At 66.2% G+C, this 17,917-nt stretch carries 16 protein-coding genes and 2 pseudogenes; 9 read left to right on the top strand and 9 right to left on the bottom strand.

Annotated elements, in window-relative coordinates; genetic code table 11:
* Positions 1 to 108: 108 nt before the first annotated feature.
* Both AAT21_RS15395 and AAT21_RS15390 read right to left on the bottom strand, forming a co-directional pair.
* Positions 109 to 1,359: a methionine adenosyltransferase gene (locus tag AAT21_RS15395; RefSeq protein WP_046777494.1), complete on the bottom strand. Its 1,251-nt coding sequence runs from the start codon at positions 1,357 to 1,359 to the stop codon at positions 109 to 111.
* Between the two features lie 76 nt (positions 1,360 to 1,435).
* Positions 1,436 to 2,332: an aminoglycoside phosphotransferase family protein gene (locus tag AAT21_RS15390; RefSeq protein ID WP_046777493.1), complete on the bottom strand. Its 897-nt coding sequence runs from the start codon at positions 2,330 to 2,332 to the stop codon at positions 1,436 to 1,438.
* 350 nt (positions 2,333 to 2,682) lie between these two features.
* Between AAT21_RS15390 and AAT21_RS15385 the strand changes: the two genes are divergently transcribed.
* From AAT21_RS15385 to AAT21_RS15375, 3 genes and pseudogenes are all read left to right on the top strand, one after another.
* The gene (locus tag AAT21_RS15385; RefSeq protein WP_157879716.1) at positions 2,683 to 3,741 is read left to right on the top strand and encodes a hypothetical protein; all 1,059 of its coding nucleotides are present in this window, start codon (positions 2,683 to 2,685) and stop codon (positions 3,739 to 3,741) included.
* Positions 3,742 to 3,759: 18 nt separating this feature from the next.
* Positions 3,760 to 4,476 carry a creatininase family protein gene (locus AAT21_RS15380; RefSeq protein WP_046777491.1) on the top strand — a complete coding sequence of 239 codons (717 nt, stop codon included), beginning with the start codon at positions 3,760 to 3,762 and terminating at the stop codon, positions 4,474 to 4,476.
* Positions 4,477 to 4,636: 160 nt separating this feature from the next.
* Positions 4,637 to 4,831, top strand: a pseudogene (locus AAT21_RS15375) (NUDIX hydrolase); the annotation flags it as partial.
* A 164-nt stretch (positions 4,832 to 4,995) separates the two neighbouring features.
* On the opposite strand, the gene AAT21_RS15370 reads toward AAT21_RS15375, so the two are convergent.
* The gene (locus AAT21_RS15370) at positions 4,996 to 5,274 is read right to left on the bottom strand and encodes a GntR family transcriptional regulator (protein ID WP_046777490.1); all 279 of its coding nucleotides are present in this window, start codon (positions 5,272 to 5,274) and stop codon (positions 4,996 to 4,998) included.
* 162 nt (positions 5,275 to 5,436) lie between these two features.
* On the opposite strand from AAT21_RS15370, the gene AAT21_RS15365 reads away from it, so the two are divergent.
* Together AAT21_RS15365 and AAT21_RS38050 are read left to right on the top strand one after the other, a co-directional pair.
* Positions 5,437 to 5,814, top strand: a complete 378-nt coding sequence (locus AAT21_RS15365) for a hypothetical protein (RefSeq protein ID WP_046777489.1) — start codon at positions 5,437 to 5,439, stop codon at positions 5,812 to 5,814.
* Between the two features lie 29 nt (positions 5,815 to 5,843).
* Positions 5,844 to 5,984, top strand: a complete 141-nt coding sequence (locus tag AAT21_RS38050; protein ID WP_167350592.1) for a hypothetical protein — start codon at positions 5,844 to 5,846, stop codon at positions 5,982 to 5,984.
* A 69-nt stretch (positions 5,985 to 6,053) separates the two neighbouring features.
* On the opposite strand, the gene AAT21_RS35670 is transcribed toward AAT21_RS38050, so the two are convergent.
* Together AAT21_RS35670 and AAT21_RS15355 are read right to left on the bottom strand one after the other, a co-directional pair.
* Positions 6,054 to 6,737 carry an Eco29kI family restriction endonuclease gene (locus tag AAT21_RS35670; protein ID WP_079025725.1) on the bottom strand — a complete coding sequence of 228 codons (684 nt, stop codon included), beginning with the start codon at positions 6,735 to 6,737 and terminating at the stop codon, positions 6,054 to 6,056.
* Positions 6,738 to 6,766: 29 nt separating this feature from the next.
* Complete coding sequence (locus tag AAT21_RS15355) at positions 6,767 to 7,612, bottom strand: GIY-YIG nuclease family protein (RefSeq protein ID WP_046777488.1); 846 nt, start codon at positions 7,610 to 7,612, stop codon at positions 6,767 to 6,769.
* A gap of 143 nt (positions 7,613 to 7,755) precedes the next feature.
* Here AAT21_RS15355 and AAT21_RS15350 point away from each other — a divergent pair, with 143 nt between their 5' ends.
* Together AAT21_RS15350 and AAT21_RS39865 are read left to right on the top strand one after the other, a co-directional pair.
* Positions 7,756 to 9,033, top strand: a complete 1,278-nt coding sequence (locus AAT21_RS15350; RefSeq protein ID WP_079025724.1) for a DNA cytosine methyltransferase — start codon at positions 7,756 to 7,758, stop codon at positions 9,031 to 9,033.
* 5 nt (positions 9,034 to 9,038) lie between these two features.
* On the top strand, positions 9,039 to 9,848 hold the full coding sequence (locus AAT21_RS39865) for a very short patch repair endonuclease (protein WP_046778362.1): 810 nt from the start codon (positions 9,039 to 9,041) through the stop codon (positions 9,846 to 9,848).
* Here the strand turns inward: AAT21_RS39865 and AAT21_RS15340 are convergent.
* The 4 genes from AAT21_RS15340 to AAT21_RS15325 form a co-directional block, all read right to left on the bottom strand.
* Complete coding sequence (locus AAT21_RS15340) at positions 9,825 to 10,019, bottom strand: AbrB/MazE/SpoVT family DNA-binding domain-containing protein (protein ID WP_046778361.1); 195 nt, start codon at positions 10,017 to 10,019, stop codon at positions 9,825 to 9,827. The genes AAT21_RS39865 and AAT21_RS15340 overlap by 24 nt on opposite strands.
* 225 nt (positions 10,020 to 10,244) lie before the next feature.
* Positions 10,245 to 11,057, bottom strand: coding sequence for a phospholipase D-like domain-containing protein (locus AAT21_RS15335; protein ID WP_046777487.1), 813 nt, complete (start codon positions 11,055 to 11,057; stop codon positions 10,245 to 10,247).
* Positions 11,033 to 12,901, bottom strand: a complete 1,869-nt coding sequence (locus tag AAT21_RS15330) for a hypothetical protein (RefSeq protein ID WP_046777486.1) — start codon at positions 12,899 to 12,901, stop codon at positions 11,033 to 11,035. The genes AAT21_RS15335 and AAT21_RS15330 overlap by 25 nt, the downstream gene beginning before the upstream one ends.
* A 55-nt stretch (positions 12,902 to 12,956) precedes the next feature.
* Positions 12,957 to 16,451, bottom strand: coding sequence for a helicase-related protein (locus tag AAT21_RS15325; protein WP_046777485.1), 3,495 nt, complete (start codon positions 16,449 to 16,451; stop codon positions 12,957 to 12,959).
* Between the two features lie 478 nt (positions 16,452 to 16,929).
* Here AAT21_RS15325 and AAT21_RS40135 point away from each other — a divergent pair.
* Both AAT21_RS40135 and AAT21_RS15320 read left to right on the top strand, forming a co-directional pair.
* Positions 16,930 to 17,142, top strand: a pseudogene (locus AAT21_RS40135) (hypothetical protein); the annotation flags it as partial.
* Between the two features lie 242 nt (positions 17,143 to 17,384).
* Positions 17,385 to 17,900 (top strand): GNAT family N-acetyltransferase, encoded by a 516-nt coding sequence (locus tag AAT21_RS15320; protein ID WP_046778360.1) that lies wholly within the window; start codon positions 17,385 to 17,387, stop codon positions 17,898 to 17,900.
* The last annotated feature ends 17 nt before the right edge of the window (positions 17,901 to 17,917 follow it).

Below are 17,917 nucleotides of genomic sequence, written 5' to 3'. Positions count from 1 at the left end.
CTAGCAGGCTCGGGGCTGCGTCGATCCATCCCTCGACTCCGTTGCCGTAGTGCGCGAGTAAACGCCGTCGGCAGCCTGCGGGGATCTCTCCGAGCGTCCGCTTCGGCATCAGCTCAGCACGATCCCGTCGGAAACGAGCTCGTCCGTGAGGGCCGGGAACTCGGTGAGGATCTCCGCGACCAGGGCCTGCACCTTGTCGACCCCGGCGTCGGGAGCGGAGAGGCGGACGAGGATGCGCCAGGGCTCGTCGAGCCGCTGCCCGGTGGTGCTCACGAGGTGCACCTCCGCGTGGCCCGCGGTCGCCTCGTGGAGCCGGGAGGCCAGCCGCTGCGCGGCGATGTTGTAGAGCTTGCCGACGTGGTAGACCGGGTTCTTGCCGTTCGCCCCCTCCAGGTTCATCGGCCGCAGCGGCGTGATGAGGCCATTCACGCGGTTGCCTCGGCCGACGACGCCCTCGTCGCCGGACTCGATGGAGCTGCCGGTGTACGTCAGGTACAGCTCGTCCTTTTCTGGCACGTCACGTGCGTTCAGCCGGAAGCGGGTTTCCGCCCCGAAGAGCCGGAGGGCGGCGAGCCGGTGGCACTCGGCGAGGACGCTCTCCGAGTTGCGGACGTACTCAGCGCGGCTGGCGACATGGCGCGACTTCTGGGGGACGCACAGCACGACGTCCGCCCGCTCTCCATCCCAGTAGCCCATGAGCTTGACGTCGGAGCCGCACCAGGCGTGGGCGAGGGTGAAGTCACTCTCGCCGGAGAAGTGGTCCACGAGCTCGCGGACGAACGACTCGAACGGGTTCTCGGGCGCCCAGCCCGTCCCGAGGGACGTGTCGTTGGACAGCCGTACCCGCCGCTCGCGGAGATCGTCGATGGAGCGCGGGTTGAACCAGCGGGTGCGGTCCGGCACTCCGTCACCGGTGAGGACGGCGCCCGGGCTGGAGTTGCTGGTGATGTTGAACGTGATGTCGAGGTGGTTCGACACCTCGGGGAGCCGCTCGGCGAAGAAGGCCGCAACCTCGGCCTCGATGATCTCCTTGACGGGGATCCGTTCCCCGCCGCACATGGGCGCGGCTCGCCCGTTGACCAGGACGCGGACGGGGGACGTCATCCCGCCGGCGCCGTAGCGGACCTCGCTGGCCCCACCGAGGAGGGCGAGCTTGTCGAAGTTGTGGTGCAGGACGGCACCGAAGTGTTGAACGGTGTAGTAGCTGTAAGCGCGGGACAGCCGCTCGGCGAGGTGGTCCGCCAGGGTGTCCGGGTGGCCGAGGCCCTTGCGCTCCACGATGGTCGTCGCGTCCGGCGTGGCCCTGCCGGTCTCGATGACGAGGTGGCTGTTTCCGATGGTCGTGCTCGTACGAGGCATCACGAACTCCCAATCAGGATCGGAGAAGGGGTGAGCGCAGGCGTCAGCGCGCCTGGTCGAGCGAGAGAGCGGAGGTTCAGCGGGGAACGCCGGCGGCGCGCAGGAACGAGACGACCCGAGCAAGCTCCATACATGCGGCTGCGGGATGTTCTTCGGCAGTGAGCCGGTCGACGTCGTGCATGGAGATCAAGTCGATGTCCGATGGCCGCCGCCGATCGAGCCAGAGGATCAGGCGCCAGGCCAGCACTGGACCCTCCAGCGGCAGCTCTGCCATGCGATCGACTGGGATGCGGCCAGGCAACGCGTCCTCGTAGATCAGATCGCGGACGAGGTGAAACACCACGTCCGCGTAGTCCACGACAGCCGGACCGCGTCCGCTGGCCTCCCAGTCCACGACATGGAGGTCCTGACCATCGACCAGCAGGTGCTCGGGTTTGAGATCTCCGTGGAGGTGGACGACCGGATGCGATTCGATCGGCCGGAGGGCCTTCTCCATCGCCGCCCACCAGGGTCTGGTCCTGCAGCGTCCGGAGAGCTGGTCCAGGAGGAAGCAGGGCTGCGTCGTAGGGTCGCCTGGACCCGCCGTCCAGCCAGATCCGGGCGGGAGGCCAGCAGCCGGCTGATGCAGTCGGCCAGCCACATCAAGAACGTGGCCGAGGTACTCCTCGATCGCCCTGTCCGTGCCGATCGAGCAAGGAGTCCCGGGCAGTATCCGGAACACGGTCCAGGAACCGGAACTGTCCTGGCCTGTGGCCAGGACGGCCGGAACCGAGAAGTCTCGAATGGCAGCGAGCCTGACCGTCTCGACCTCACGCCGACGACGACCTTCCGGGTCTATGCCCAGGTAGACCTTCATCAGCGCACTGCCGTCCACCGACCGCCGTGTCCTGGAGTTCGGCTTGACGGTCGCCAACCCGAACGGACCGAGATGGTGTTCGATCTCCAGCTCTGTCGCCTCAACGTTGAACCCCATCTCACCTCTGCCTTCCATGTCCGCTTGAGTGGTACAGACGGAGGCGAGGTGACCCCGCCGCCGTGCTTGCGCCAAGTAAGCCCGACTCCCCTCAGATCGGCAGTGGACAGGGTTAACAAGGGGCTCCGTTAACTGTTAACTCCCCACGCCAGCGGCCCATTTGGCCGCATGATGAGAAGGGGCGGACCGCGAGGTGTTTCGGGGGATCGATGAAGTCCAAGAGCAGGCTCCGAGAGGTAAGGCAGAGCCGCGGATGGAGACAGGGCGACCTCATTGACGCCTTGGTCGGCGCCGCTGAGCGCCTCGGCGTCGAATCGCCCTCAGCGGCCAGCTGGAAGACGCTCATCTCCATGTACGAGAACGGCCGGCGCCCGGTGAGCGCGGATCACCAGCTGCTCTTTCGTGAGGCGTACCAGGCAACGGACCGGGAGCTCGGCTTCCCGGAGTCCGGGTTGCTCCTGGGCGGCCAGACACCGCACCCGACCGTGTCCTCCCTGCGGACCAAGTTCCCCGTGCCTGTCAGCCCCGAGATGTTGCGGTACCTGACGTCTCTCCTCCACCAGCACGCACAGGCCGAGCCGCTCGTCGGCCCGCAATTCCTGATGGCCCCTGTCCAGAGCCAGATGCCCCTCATCGAGCAGATGTGCCGAGATGCGCACGGCCCCTTACGCGAAGAAGTGCTGCGCATCGGCGCGCGATACACAGAGTTCCTGGGCTGGCTGCACCAGGACACTGGCCGCGCGGACGAGGCCATGCGCTGGACCGGCCTGGCGATGGAATACGCCCAAGAGCTGGGTGACCCGATGCTGATCGCGTACCTGTTCCAGCGCCGGAGCAACATCGCCACCGAGGCAGGACACGCAGGCCACGGCGCGGGGCTTGCCGGTGCCGCCCTCCGGTACGCCGCGGAACTCTCACCCCGGGTCCACGCCGTCGTGCTGCGCCAACTCGCGAACAGCAAGGCCAGTCTCGGGGAACATGACGAGACCGACCGCGCCATCGAACAGGCCCTCGTCGCTGCCGACAGAGGCGATGACGCAGACCCCATGGCTGGGTACTGCTCGGTGGCGTACATCGAGATGGAGGGCGCGAACTGCAACGTGCGCCTGGAGCGGCCCACCCAAGCTGTGGAGACCTACCGGGAGAGCCTGAGTCACTGGCCGGCCGTGCAAGAGCGCGACCGCGGCTTATGCCTCGCCAGGCTCGCTACGGCGAACGCCATCCTCGAGGACGTCGAAGGCGCCCACCAGGCTGCTGAGCAAGCCCTCGGAATCGCCCAACGGACAGGCTCGGCACGCATCCTCAACGAGCTGTACCGACTTCAGACTCGTCTTGCGCGTTGGCGCAAGCTGGTGGAAGTTTCAGAATTGAACAGGGAGCTGGACACCATGAAGAGAGTTGCTCCCTAGCCGACTTGAGGGAGTGCTGTGAACCTGCTGCCGACCGCCACGAGCACAGACGTCCAAGAGCAGCAGCCTCGCGTCGCCGTTCTCCCAATCGGATCCTTCGAGCAGCACGGCCGCTACCTACCGCTCATCACGGACACGGCGATCGCCTGCATTATCGGCCAGGAGATCGTTAGCGCCTACCCCGTGCACCTGCTCCCGCCGATCACCATGTCGTGCAGTCACGAGCACGCGTCCTTCCCGGGCACCGTCAGCATCAGCGCCAAGACGCTGTTTGCCGTGATCGACGACATCAGGGCCTCCCTCGCACGATCCGGCATAACCAAGCTGGTGATCGTGAACGGGCACGGGGGGAACTACGTCCTGTCGAACATCGCCCAGGAGGCCAACGTCGACGGCCCCGCTGTGTCCCTCTTCCCGCTCGGACCGGACTGGGACCGCGCGCGGGACTGCGGAGGACTGACCTCAGACCGGCACAGCGACATGCACGCCGGCGAGATCGAGACCTCCATCCTCCTGCACGCTGCCCCAGAGCTGGTGCGGGAGGGCTACACCGACGCGGACCACGACGGCGGCGCCCGCCCCTTCCTCCTCGTACAGGGGATGAGCGCCTACACGGACTCCGGGGTGATCGGCTACCCGTCCTACGCGACTGCGGGCAAGGGCAAGGCCGTGCTCGAAAGCTTGAAGATCAGCTTTGCCGTACATCTCAGCCTGCTGGGCGAGACTGATGAGTAGGCCTCCGGAATCGCTGAAGGCGTAGGGCAGGCCGAGGAGCCGGTATTCAGTAGGCCTCTGCTGGCCTACTGCCAGGCCAGCGGCGGGGCAGCGGTGTGCGTGGCCCCTGGCTCAGGGGCCACGCTGGTGAAATCGGTTGCGTGCCGGGAGGTTCACCTAAACCGACGGCGGGATCCGTCACCGGTACGAGAACACCTGTCTCGGCCGCCCCGTGGGTGGCGAGCCCACGATCAACGACGAGGCCGACGGCGTCCGCTTCGTTCAGCCCGCCGAGCTTGGCCAGTACGACATCCACCCCAGCATGCGCCAGCAGATCGGCGACTACTTCGCTGGCACGTACCCCTACCTCGGCTGAATTGCCAGCCCCGTCTTCACTCGTTCCGCGGCAGCGAACACGCGCGCAGCGCCTGACGGATGAAACGTCCTTGCCGACAGCCCCGCATCGGCCCACGACATGGCCCCGCCCCTCGGCGTAGTCCACATCCGGCGGGAGTTCCGTGGGGTATGGGCGGGACCGTCTCACTCTTGCGTGGGCGGTGCGTCCGGCTTCTGCTCGGCGATGTAGGTGCCGCGCCCCGGCACCGCGTACACCAGTCCTTCGTCGGCGAGGACAGCGATCGAGCGGCGGACGGTCGGGCGGGAAAGCCCGTACTCGTCCGCGAGGGCGTTCTCACCAGGAATTGCCCGGTTCGGCTTCCAGTCGCCCCGCTTCACGCGCGCTCGCAAGATCCCCGCGAGCTGTTGAAACGGCGCGTCGGGCGCATCGCGCTGCACTTGGTCATCCGGCCCGTACTCCATGGGCCGACGGTATCCGGCCGATCCCGTGACAGCATTCCCTGACAGGGCTATACAGCCCTTTACAGGCTTTGACAGGTCGGGCTAGGGTCGCCCACGAAAAGACCCCCGCGACGCAGCGAACGTCCGGGGGCGTGGCCCATCAGCTTTTGGGAGCTGACGAACATGACCGACTTTATCGCGCGCTTCGCGCGCCTCCTTGCGATGCTGTTACCCGCGCGAGGGAAGCACCGCTCCACCCCTGCGCCGGAGCCGGCGCCCGGTCCGCTCTCTCAGCCCCGGCGACCGCTGCCGGAGCACAAGAGCCCATACGCCCGCGAGGCCGCGCGGAGGCAGACGTTCGTGGACACGATCAATCCGGTGCGTCCCTACGTCACCGCATCGCCCCGCCGGCGTCCGGACGACCCGAAGCGTCGGGCTCAGGCTGAACGTCGCTGGGCACTGGATATGGCGCTGCGCGGCATCGACGTGGGCCCGACCGTGATCCATGGCAGGCAGATCCGCCCTGACAGCCGGACGATTCGGGTGGCGGTGGGGGTATGACGGCCACCTCCTGCTGCCGGTGCGAGCGGATGACCGTCGCCCCTGTCGCGGTGCGCCACATCGAGCGGGCGAGCGGCCCCGGCGTCACCGTGTACGCCTGCCCCGACTGCGCCCCACTCCTCACCCCTGGCCCACTCCCGGCGGAGACCGCCTCACCGGCGGGCGGCTGACTCCCCAAGCGATGCCCCTCCCGGATGGCGCCGTCCGGGAGGACCTCGTCATGGTCGAGCGAGGAAGGGTCAATCGCTGGAGGCGGCGCCGTCCCAGTCGAGAGAGCCCGCAGTAGGCGGCACGCCAGCGGCGTGCGCCGGGCGTACTGCGTGCGTGCCCAGGTGGAGAATCACCTTCTCGCGAAGTGGGACGGGACCACCCGGATGCGGCGGAAGCGCATCGCCTGCCGGTACACCTCGATGGACTTCATGCCACTTCGAGCGAGTCTGGTCCTTCCGGCCGTCGCCCGGCGTATTCACACCGAAACCATGCAGGATTACATTCCACACCGGCTGGAGCTCGGCGATCATCATGCTCTCAGCCATTGGTGTGAACAGGTCGTCCGCCGGCAGGAACCGGGTGTAGAAGTCGTCAATCTCAAGGTCATTGACCTTCTTGATCTTGTTCGCGTGCGTCATGAGGCGAGAACGGAGGGATTTGCTTTCCTCCGGTGATTTCACATCCGACCCGGTGCGTGAGCCTTCGGGAGTCGACCTGCCCACATATATGGGAACTTCGAACGGGTGAGCTGCGAGAGGCTTGTAGAGATCATGATCGCCGACGTAATAGATGGCGTAGATACCACACCCCATGAACGATCTGCTTCGAACGCTCCCGAGAGGGATCGGGTCTGTTTCTTCGAGAGCCCATTGGACGCTGCGTCCCAAGTTCTCGCGACGCAGCGGGTCGTAGATATCATCTCTGTCACTCATGCGGACCTCATTTCTCCCGGCGGTTGGTTCTATTCGTCACTGGATTGCAGGGCGTCTTCCGCTTCGACTTCGCCCACCGGGTCCGCCTCGGGAATAGCGTCGACATGCGAGCCGGCGCGGTAGTAGCGCCATGCGCTCTTGTAAGTGGCGGGAGCGTCGTCGTACATGATTCCGTACCCCATCAGGGCCGTGATCTGCCATGATTCTGGTATGGCTGTGGAGATCAGGCGGAACGCCTGGTCGGCGGTCAAGCTCTCTGAGGGGACGTGAACGGTCCGGCTCTTGTAGAGAGGGGACTTCTGGTACCGGAAGTTATAGGGCAGGCCCGCCTTTACGGTCTCCAGAAACTCTTCGAGCGTTGACTCCCCGATGCTCAGCCCGTCGACGGGGCGATCCAGGTCGATCGGGAACTGGGTGTCGAAGTGGTTGCTCTTGAGGACCGTGGTGTCGCGCTGCCGGCCAGGGTCCTTATTGCCGAACCCGTTGTTGTTCCAAGGGATGTTGCCAAGTTCCTTGTGGTGGCTGATGAGCAGCTGCTCTGGCGCCAGGGCGGAGAAGTCTTCCGCGACATAGAGGCAGGAGAACGCCATCTCGTCGAGGCTGATCCGCCTGCGCCCGGAGATCTTGCGGAGATGGTTGCGGAGCCGGGCCGGAAGCGACTTGTCGGCCTTTCCGACGTACACGAATTGGCCGTTCAGGTAGAGCTGGTAAACGCCCGGCTTCTCCTTGAGGCCCGCGATACTGGCTTCGTTCAGCGGCGCCCGGTCCAACCCGTCCAAGGCGATGGCGAGCTGATCGCCGAGGGCCTTCGTGATGCTGAGCGTGAAGTCTTTGTGGTAACCGTCGCCGCCGTTGGGCTCCAGCGTGGGCGTCATCCCGGCAACTCCTTACGCGTAGATGATCACCGCACGATACCCGTCGTACCTCAGCGCAGATGCGGCGTCTCGCGGAATGACCCTGTTGATCAACAACTCCGCGGTATGCTTTTGAGACTGCTGAGCTGCCCGGGGAGTCGAGAATGAAGCGCACGTCTGTCGAGCTGTTCGCCGGTGGCGGAGGGCTGGCGATGGCGGTGGAGCGGGCGGGGTTCCGCCCCCTGCTGCTGAATGAGTTCAACAAGCGGGCGTGCGAGACCCTCGCCGCCAACGGCGCGGAGGCGTGCGAGGACGGGGAGCGTCCCCGTGTTCCCCGAGGCGCGGCGCGGCCGCCTCTCGTCGAGGGGGACATTCGGAAGCTCGACATGGACTACCTCAAGGGGAAGGTCGACGTGCTCGCTGGCGGCCCCCCGTGCCAGCCTTTCAGCCTGGGAGGTGTGGCGAAGGGGGATGAGGATCAGCGCAACATGTTCCCGGAGATGTTCAGGGCCGTTCGGGAGATTCAGCCGAAGGCCGTCATCTGCGAGAACGTGAGGGGTCTTCTGCGACCTTCCTTCAAGCCGTACTTCAACTACATCTTGAGGGAGTTGGAACTCCCATTCGAGGAGCGGCGAGAGGGCACCACGTGGCAGGAACACGATCAGGCCCTGATCGCTCAAGGCGAAGTGTCCAGTGCTGATCTGAGCAAGCGGTACAAGGCCGTTATGGTCCCGGTCAACGCGGCTGACTATGGGGTCCCGCAGATCAGGAACCGGGTCATCATCGTGGCCTTCCGTGCCGATCTGAGAGTGGACGTCGACGAGTTCAAGCGGCTCGTGAGTCCGACGCATTCGGAGGCGGCTTTGCTTCGATCATTCGCTGACGGCACCTACTGGAGAAACCACCCGGACGTACCGGATCACGTTAGGGCTCGGGTGATGAAGCGCGTCCCTCAGACGCTGCCGATGGACGACGGCCTTAAGCCCTGGCGGACAATGCGGGACGCGATCCACGGAGATGGGCAGCTGAGGCTGCCGCCCATCCCGCTCGATCAGCAGGACAAGAAGCATGAGCACGGGGGGATCGCCTACCACGTCGGATGGCCGAACGCTCGTATCTACGACGGTCATACACCCAACGAACTTGATCGGCCGGCGAAGACCGTCAAGGCGGGTGTGCACGGCGTCCCAGGTGGAGAGTCGGTGATGCTCCTGGACGACCGAGTCCCCGATGCCACGGCGCCGGACGGCTGGCGCTACCTCCACCGCTACATGACCGTGCGGGAGACCGCTCGCGTTATGACGTTCCCCGATGATTGGAAGCTTGAGGGTCCTCGCGGAGAGAAGATGCGGCAGCTCGGAAACGCTGTTCCCGTCCTCCTTGGAGAGGTGTTCGCTAAGGCCGTCGCCGCCGCTCTGGACGGCGCGGAGAAGCGTAGGTGAGTGAGATGACGGCGCCAGAATCGGGCCGTTGGAAGGAGAAGCCGCCACCGACCAAGGCTTGGAAGGGGAAACAGGGCAGGAGCCGGGCGAACCTGGCGGCCGAACAGGACCGGGCGGCTGGGGGGCGGAACCGACGCATGGTCGACCTCGGGGACGGACGCTTCGCGAGAGCCTCGATCGAGCTGAAGTTGCTTCCGAGGACTAGGCGGATCCGGGCCTACCTTCGGTGGTCTGACAAGGGTCGGTCGCCCGCCGAGTACGTAGGCGAGGTTACGAACGACACACGGTCCGCGAATCTCGCTCAAGCCTGGGGAATGGCGCGTGTCGCTGGCCTCATCGCGGAGCAGGCGCCGCCAGAGGATTCGTGGGCCACATCGCCGGCGGTTCGGTCAGTCATGCAGGGGAATCGCGGCAAGGACACGAAGCCTGAGGTTCGCCTTCGCTCCCTCCTGTACGCGGAGGGCCTGCGGTACAGGGTTGGGATCAGGCCCCTGCCGAACCTGCGAAGGACGGCCGATGTCGTCTTTCCCAAGGCGCGTGTCGCTGTGTTCGTCGATGGTTGCTTCTGGCACGGCTGTCCTGAGCATCACCGCCCGGCCACGAAGAACAGCGAGTTCTGGCGGGAGAAGATCGAGGGCAACCGCAGGCGGGACGCGGAGACGGATGGCCTTCTACGGGATGCCGGCTGGCAGGTAGTTCGAGTCTGGGAGCACGAGGACCTAGCCGAGGCCGCTGAGCGGATCCGCGGCATGCTGCCTGCGCGAGGTGGAGCGGCCGGCGGTGGGGCGGGACTACAACCCGAGCCCACCGAGTAGGTCTTCCACCGAATCCTCGAGACGACGTAGCACGATGCGCCCGTCACCATCGCTGAACGCGAGCAGAGTGGAGCCGGGCGCCAAACCAGCCTCCGCCAGCAGGCCCATGGGCAGCTCCACGGTCCCGTTCTGTTGGACAGTGATCTGCGCTGGCTCGCGGATCGGCGCCATCTTCCACCACTCCCTCATGTCAATACAGCCCGAGACGTGCGCGGGATGTGATGCCGACTCTATCGGCGTCACGATTTGAGGCCGCCTGACGAGGCGACCGGTGGTACAACACTCACGAGCGCATCCGCTGCCCTGTCTCCTGCGCTCGGGGGTGGGGAAGGCTGTCAACGGCCTCGTAGTGCCACGGCCTCATTCACTTCAGTGAGTCGATCTTCCTCCGCCACGTTACGAGCGCCGTGCGAGCTCGTCTGCCACAACGTGGAGCCAACGGGAGAGAGCCTTTACTCGACTGCCTCGCAGGAGCATGCCAGCTTCAGCGTGAGAACGGGTTCCGCCGGGGGTGAGGTTCGCGGAACCGATGTACGCGAGTTGGTCGTCGGCCAGGACGACTTTGAAGTGGATACCCAGCCCGCTCTCGTCCCATGAGCACACCCTCAGCCCGCCGCCCGCCGCACCCCGTAAAACTTCCACCGCTGCCACGTTGGCATTGGAGCGGTCGGGCGCGGACCGACCCAGCGCCCTCGTGATCACTGTGCCAGTCCCGCCAGCCTCTGTGAGGGTGCTGAGGGCTGGCGCCACCGTGGCCGCGAAGGAGGGGTGCAGGTAGAGCGCGGCGATCACCAGGTGCGATTGCGCGCTCTCGGCGACATGGCGAATCGTCCGGCCCGTGTCGAGTGGCAGCCCGGGACCTCCGTTGTCACGCGACATCTCGTTCAAGGACTCGGTGAGGAAGGCCGGGACGGTGAGCACGAGCTCCCACCCTTCTTCGAGTGACATCGCCACCATGGCGTGGGCCTGAGCGAGCAGGAGAGGCGCGGCCTGCGTGACTTCGCCGACTTCGTCCACGACGCCAGCGTGGACGAGGGCGTACGACACGAGCCGTCGATCGACTACGGCGTCCTGGATGAGTGCGGCTATCTCGGGACCAGTGCCGGCGGCGGCCGCGATGTTGGTCGCGGCCGCCGCGGTTTCAGCAGGGGCTGGTGCCTGCAGGAACAGGGAGACCAGGGGTCTCAGCGGCTCCAGTACCCGCGCCACTGTCGTTCGCCTTCTCTTCCTGATTGCGAGCCTTGGGTGGTGCCGGACAGGAGGGGGGGAAGCGTGCCGAACAGCAGGTTCCGGTCCAGAACGGTGTTGAACCTTGCGCAGGCGACCTCGGAGATGTGGAGGCACGCGGCACACGCTCCGCCGAAGTCGCGTCGGCAAGGCGGATCGAACACGCAGCGGGTCTCCGCGTCTAGTTCACACAGCGCATCCTCCAAGTCGAATCGGTAGACGTGTTCGAGCCCGCCGAGTGTGAAGTTGCTGCGGGTGTTGGCATAGACGAGGAAAGCGCAATTGGCGGGGAAGAGATATTCCCCGAGTGAGTCGACGTTGAGCCCGCACCGGGTGGCGAGGGCCTTCATCATGCGGTGTGCCATGGAGTGGACGAGGCCGAGGATGGCCTTCGTGATGTCGTTGTCAGGTGCGTTGAAGGCGTCGAGGACCGGATCGCTGAACTGGAAAATCCATCGCTGCGCCTCTTCCTGGGTTTCCAGGCCGGGGTCGTCGATGACGCCGGAGCCGACGAGCCACCGCACCACGGCGAGCTTGTCCAGTTCGAACAGCAGGCCCTCAGTCTCGGTTCGCACTCCGTACATGGGGAACTTACTGTCGCGTCCCGCCGGGAAGAAGCGGAACCGCTGCCTGGTCTGGGTCCCGCGGCGCGTGGTGGCCACCGCATTGCTGCTGATCCTCGTGTAGCCCGCCACGATGTACGCGATGGGCAGTTCTCGCAGCAAGGTGACGTCGGAGAATCCGTAGCGCGAGATCAGCTTGCGGTACTGCTGGTAGTAGGCCTCCAGTTGCGTGCCCGCGTCACCATCGAGCAGATTTTGGACGGTCAGGGGCTTGGCGTCCCAGGCGAGGCCAAGCTGCCGGCATTCTTCGCCGAAGACCTCGATCGTCTCGGGATCGCGGCCCAAGGCGTCGACCCGCGTGTCCCAGGCTGGTGTGTCGCCTTCCCGTTCCTTGGCCTTCGCGATGAGTTGGCGGTAAAGCACATCCTCCGGCTTGAGGCCGAGTGCTTCCGCCGTCTCGCGAGCCTGTTCTACGGCGCCGCCCGCAACGCTGGCGCCTCCGGCACGCCGGAGCCCCTCGGCCCCTCTGGGCAGGGCGCCCAGGCTTTGAGCCACGGCTGCCGCGTACACACCCTCATAGGCGAGCGCGCCGTAGTCGCCTCGGGTGGGCGGGTTGATGACAGTGATCTGCTGTGGGTAGTAGGCGGCGGTTTGTGGCACCCGCATGACTTGCGGACGGCCGTCGCGACAGGTGGCGCACCATCTGACGACGGGATCGTCAGAACGCCGCTGGCAGCGGTCGCAGGTCCAGTACCAGCGGGAGGTGTTCAGGTCGCGGGTGTTGTTGAGTCGCATCGCGGCACGGCAGCCGGAGCCGCATCGAGGAGGCGCGAGCTCGCTCAGGTGGCCGCACTCGTGGACCTCGCACCAGGAGAACTGCTCCATCCGCCCGTGGCTGGATGTGGGGCACGTGGGCAAGCTGTCGCTGTTGCGGATGAGCCGGAAGGCGCCACACGCGCGGCAGAGGAAGGTGTTGGGGAAGCGGGCGGCTCGGAGGTCCTCCGCCTTGACCAGGCTGAACTGACGTCGTTCGATCGCGGTGAGCTCGGTGCCGGATCGGGAACCGTTGTTCGACGCGCTCTCGAAGGGCAGGAGCAACCGGCGAAGCTGTGGGGCGACCCAGCCCTCGGGAACATCAAGGGGGGTTACCTGGCGGGGCGGCTCGCCGAGGACGGAGCCCTTTGAGGACCAGTTGTAGGGCTGGCCCGGCATATAGCGCCACAGCGCCTGGATGTTGCTGCGGTTGAGTTGTTCGAAGACCATGCGGAATCTCTCCGGATACGGGAGCGGGATGGCGGGGCACGAGACGCGCGTGCGACTACAACTCGCCGTAGATGGTCAAGGGCTCCTCGATATCGCGGAGGGATCGTGGCACAGACGGGTGCAGCAGGTCGGGGAGGCGCTTGCCAGCTTCCGCGCGAAACGGAAGCGTGGCCAGCTGATCGTCGACCCAGACGTCGATGGCCTCACGGTGCATCCGGTGGTAGACACTCGTGTCGTCGATGCCGAATCCGTGACGAAGTAGGGAAACGAGCAGCGCGCGGTTCAACACTCCATCCCGCACGGCGTCGCGGAAGGCGGTGGAGTCGGCGAGAGAGCGCCGCCGGCGTCCCCCTGTGATCCACTCGCGGTCGAGGACCTGCAGGAACCACGCCATCAATCCGCCCGGCAGGACCCGTTTGAGGACGGGCACCGATTCCCGGTTCACGGGCACCTTGTGGACCAAGCGGTCCAGGTAGCGGATCCACTCCGGGTAGTAGCGAAAGACACTCGCGTCGCGGTCTCGGCTGGGGTTGATCACGTTCACGACCAGCCCGGGAAAGCGACGGCCTACGCGGGCAGACGCCTGGATGATCTCGGACGCCTGTGTCGGTGTGCCCATGACAGCCATGACGCCAAGGCGGGCGACGTCGAATCCGTGCCCGATGGCCTTGGTGGCGGCGATCAGCCTGACCCGCTCTGATTTGTGGGCCGGAGGGTTCCGAAGGCGGGCGACGGCTGAGCGGATGACGTCAGGGCTGGTGTCGCCGTTGATGATCGCGAGGTTGTCTTCGCTCTCCAGCAGCTCCCGTACAGCGGGGTCCCGGACGAAGCTGGTCAGGTCCTCGTTGCGCAGGCAGTAGGTGACCAGGACTTCGAAGAGATCCTCACCCGCGCGTCGCGCCTCCTCGACGATCTCCGCATCGGTCGCGTCGAGGCCCGCTTCCGCGACGACGCTCTTGGGGTCGTCACACAGGTCACGCACCCATTGATCGTGAACCACCGCGACCTCTCGGGTGGCGGTCACCATGGTGCTTGCCCGGGAGCGCACGCCGAGGTACCGGCGCAGGGGGTCGCCCTTACGGGTAGTCGACCAGAACGTCTCCCCCGCCTCCCGGCCATTGACGGGGAAGCGCCGGGCCTCGCGGTCGTAGAGGTGGCGCACCTGGTTTTGGTAGCCCTCGATGGTCGCGGTGGCGCCGACGATCTGGAAGGGATCGTTCTTGAGATGCTCGCTGATCTTCTGCAGTAGCGACTCATACATGCCGTCCAGCGCGCCGAGACTCTCGTCGAGCAGGTGCAGTTCGTCGGCGATCTCAAGCCGCACATGTCCGAAGCCCTTGGGCACCGGGCGCCGGTCTTCCTTGCATCCGAAGACGGGGCACCAGGTGGGGCTGGCGGAGTAGCCGTGCTTGGGGCACAGGGAGTGCGGACGGCCGAGCAGGATCTGGAAGGCCTGGTTCTGTCCGAGTTGCGCGAGCTTGTCGACTGTTCCGACGAGTACGGATGGGGCCCGGCGATAGATGTCGTCGTCCACACCCCAGACGGGGAGCACGCCGGTTAGTTCGCAGCTGGAGTTCTGGCAGATGTGGCGCATGGTGTGGGTCGGGTCGTCCCACTTGACGGTGAGGCCCTGCCCACAGAGTGGGCAGTTGTCCAAGACCCTGCACGCTTCGGCGGTCGTGGGGTCCGTGGGGTCCGGTCCGCTGTAGTAGTTGCTGCCGTCAGGCTTGCGGAGCCGGTTGGGAGTGTTGCCGCCGCCGACGAAATACCCGATTCCGAAGGCCGCCGTATGGGCGATGCGGGGATCCTGTCGCCGCAGGACCTCCGCGTTCATGACCATCTTCGCGAATCGCTCGGTCTGCTGGAGGGCTAGCAGGCGCAGGGGGAAGCGCGCCCAGACCTGAGTGCCTCGGGTGACGCCGGTGTACCGGCCGTAGAAGAGCGTGGCGAGCATGAGGCCGAGATAGGCCTCGGACTTACCGCCGCCCGTCTGGAACCAGACGATGTTGACAGCGGGGTGTCGCTTGGGGTCGACCATGCCGGGCAGGCACCCAACGATCCAGGCGACCTGGAACGGGTGCCAATCGACGTAGTCGTCCGCGGCGGCCCGGACCACCTTGTTCGCCGCTACGAAGGCGTTGCGCACGTTCGGGTCCGAGCGCAGAAGATCCAAGCCGGCGCGCACCCATGCCGCCTCCGCGCGCGCAGCCGTCGCGTCCTTCTCGGCCTCCGCGCGCGCCTTGTCGTTCCATCCGCGTTCCGCGTGAAGGGCGTCCAGGGCCGTTGTCCCCCACTTGTCGTCTACCCAGACGTCCAAAAGGTCTACAAGTGTGGAGACGGTGCCGACCGGTTCGGCGATCAAGGAGGCGAAGGACGTGTCAATCGGGACCTGTCGGCCGGCGGCGTCGGAGGATTCCCTTCTGGGATACCCGCGCCAGGTCGGTTCCGTGGCGGCGAACTCGGTCCGGAGGGTGGTGTGTCCGTCGTCGTCCTGGTGTGAGACGGGCGAGGCGTGCCCGAACGCGGGCACAGACCGTTCATACCGATGTGACTGCGCGACCTGCTCCAGCTCGTACGGCTCGACGGGCACGTCGAGCGTCGCGGTCAGGACGACCTGGTACAGGCGGGTGTCGAGGTACGCCTCCTCATAGGGGCGAACGCCATCGATCAACTGGTCCTGGGGCGCCGGCGTGGTGTTCACCACCGCGACGAAGACCTCGAAGAGGCCGTCGACCGGCGTGATCTCGATCTCGACGGCGGCACGATGTTCGGGCGGCAACACATGTGTCGGCGCGACCAGGTTGCGGGCGCCGTACGCGGCCCACGTCTGCTCATCGGCCAAGTCATGTTCGAGCGGGAGGGAGCCGTTCGCCGGGGCGCCCAGGCGATGACGGAAGAGCTGATGGTCGTGGCGGGACGCGGCGGAGCGGAGTGCTGCGGCGATCTCGGCCTCCCCGACACGCATCGACAGGGCCCCTGCGGGAGGCAGGTGGACGGGGATCCGCACAGGATCCATCGTGGCCTTCGTCCAGATCTGCGCGAGAGGGTACTTCGTCCTCCCGCCGTTTCCTGAGGCCGCCGTACGAGTCTGAGGTGAGCCGCCAGCCGTGGGCCCGGTGGACGCCCGAACGGTTGCACCCGCCCGAGCCGCCCCGCCGCGCGCGTCGGAAGGACGTGCGTCGCGTGGGGTAATCGCGGTGTCCCGCTGCTCCTCCACGGTCGGATGGAGTGCCAGGAACGTTGATGCCGCGACCTCGATCGTGAGGGCCTTCGGCAGCGTTCGGACGCGGAAGGAGAAACCCTGGGCGGGTGGAGTGATCTGAAGCCCGCGGAAGCCGGCGTTGGTCTCGTTGACCAACTTCGCCTCGCTGGCGAGCATGCCAAGCCACAGGTGCTTTTGCGGCTGGTCAAGCAGTCGAGTCCCAGCGGGAATGAACGTACCGGCCGCTTGACTGACGATGCGACGTGAGAGGCAGCCCAGAAGAGCGTCATATCTCTGGGCGGGGGTTTCGGCCACCGCGCTGGCATGGGCATGTTGAAACACGGACATGGCGAAGCTCCTGTGTCAAGGGACGTGGGCAGGAAGCCATGGGCACGTCCGGGCGACCCCTCGCGTGACCTGCATGTGGTGTGAGATAGGAGAGCTACGTGTGTACTGCGCTTCTGGCCGCATAGCGTAGCAAGAGTGAAAGTGCCCGTGCACGCTGATCAATCCAACTCCTGTTTCACAGTGAAGATTTGATGAATCGACAGTCCCGCATCACGCGGGGTCGTCAAGCGTCGGCCCTATCTGAGTGCCGCGACGATGAGATCGGTGCGACTCGTTCCGCACAGGCCGAGTGCGCGGTGAGGTGTCGGGCAGCTCCGAGATATGAAGCTCCAGATCGACGTTGATCGCCCAGCCCCGGGCAGGCGTCCTCCACGTGATCGACGGGGACACTCGCGTGGTCGGCTGCCTACTGGCGGGCAACCGCAGCGACTGCGGAAAGGACTGACCAGCTGGAGGGGTGGGCAATCACTCGCGGTAACAAGTCTGCCCCCGCGTTGAGCACGTCCTCGCTCGCATGAAGACCTGGAAGGTTCTCCGGGACTGCCGTCTGAAGGGTGACGGTGTTCACCACGCCATGCTCAGCAAGGTGGCTAACAAGCGCGGTGCGCCACCTGGGCAGGTCAGGGCGCATGCGATGCGGGAGCATTGCGGGAGCGGACGCCCTTGGATGGGGTGCTCGCGGACTCCCTGATGCTGTCCGAGCTGGACGGGGTGTAGCCCCTGACCTGCACGGGAGTCCGCGAGCTGGATCATGACTCACCCAGTTGGACGAACACCTTTCGACTTTTAATCCGTTGGTTGTCGGTTCGAGTCCGACATGGCCTACCGCTCCCAGCGCCCCGTCCGCTCCCGCGGACGGGGCGCTGTGTCATGTCCGGCCGGGCCGTGAAAAACGGGTGAGCCGTGCAGGCGCTGGGCGGTAGCGTCGGCGCCGTGACTCCGGTTCTGCGTACCGAACGCCTGCTGCTCGACCCGTACACCCCCGAGGACGAGGAAGCCTTCGTGGCGCTCTTCCAGGACACCCGGGTCTCCCGGTGGATGGGGGACGGCCCCACCACCGAGGCCGAGGACCGCGCCCTGTTCGGGCGGGTCTTCACCAAGGTCTACGCCGAGGACCTCTTCGACGTCTGGGCCGTGCGCAGGGACGGACGGCTGGTCGGGCACGCCGAGATCAAGCGGACCGACGAGGTCGACGGCCACGAGATCATTTACGCCCTCGCCCCCGGCGCCTGGGGATCCGGCCTCGGCACCGAGATCGCGGAGGCGGTCGTCGCGTACGGCTTCGACGCGCTCGGCCTGACCGAGGTGCACGCCACGGTGGCCGCGGCCAACACGGCCTCCCTGGCCCTGCTGGCCCGTATCGGCTTCGCCCACGTCCGGGACGTGCAGGAGGACGACGGCTCCACCACCCGCGTCCTGACCCGCCACCGCACGCCCGCGGACGCCTGACCGCACCCCCGTACATG

This window comes from Streptomyces yangpuensis, from assembly GCF_001005295.1.
In the GTDB taxonomy this organism is placed as follows: Bacteria; Actinomycetota; Actinomycetes; order Streptomycetales; family Streptomycetaceae; genus Streptomyces; species Streptomyces yangpuensis.
This window is presented reverse-complemented; position numbering and strand designations above follow the sequence as displayed.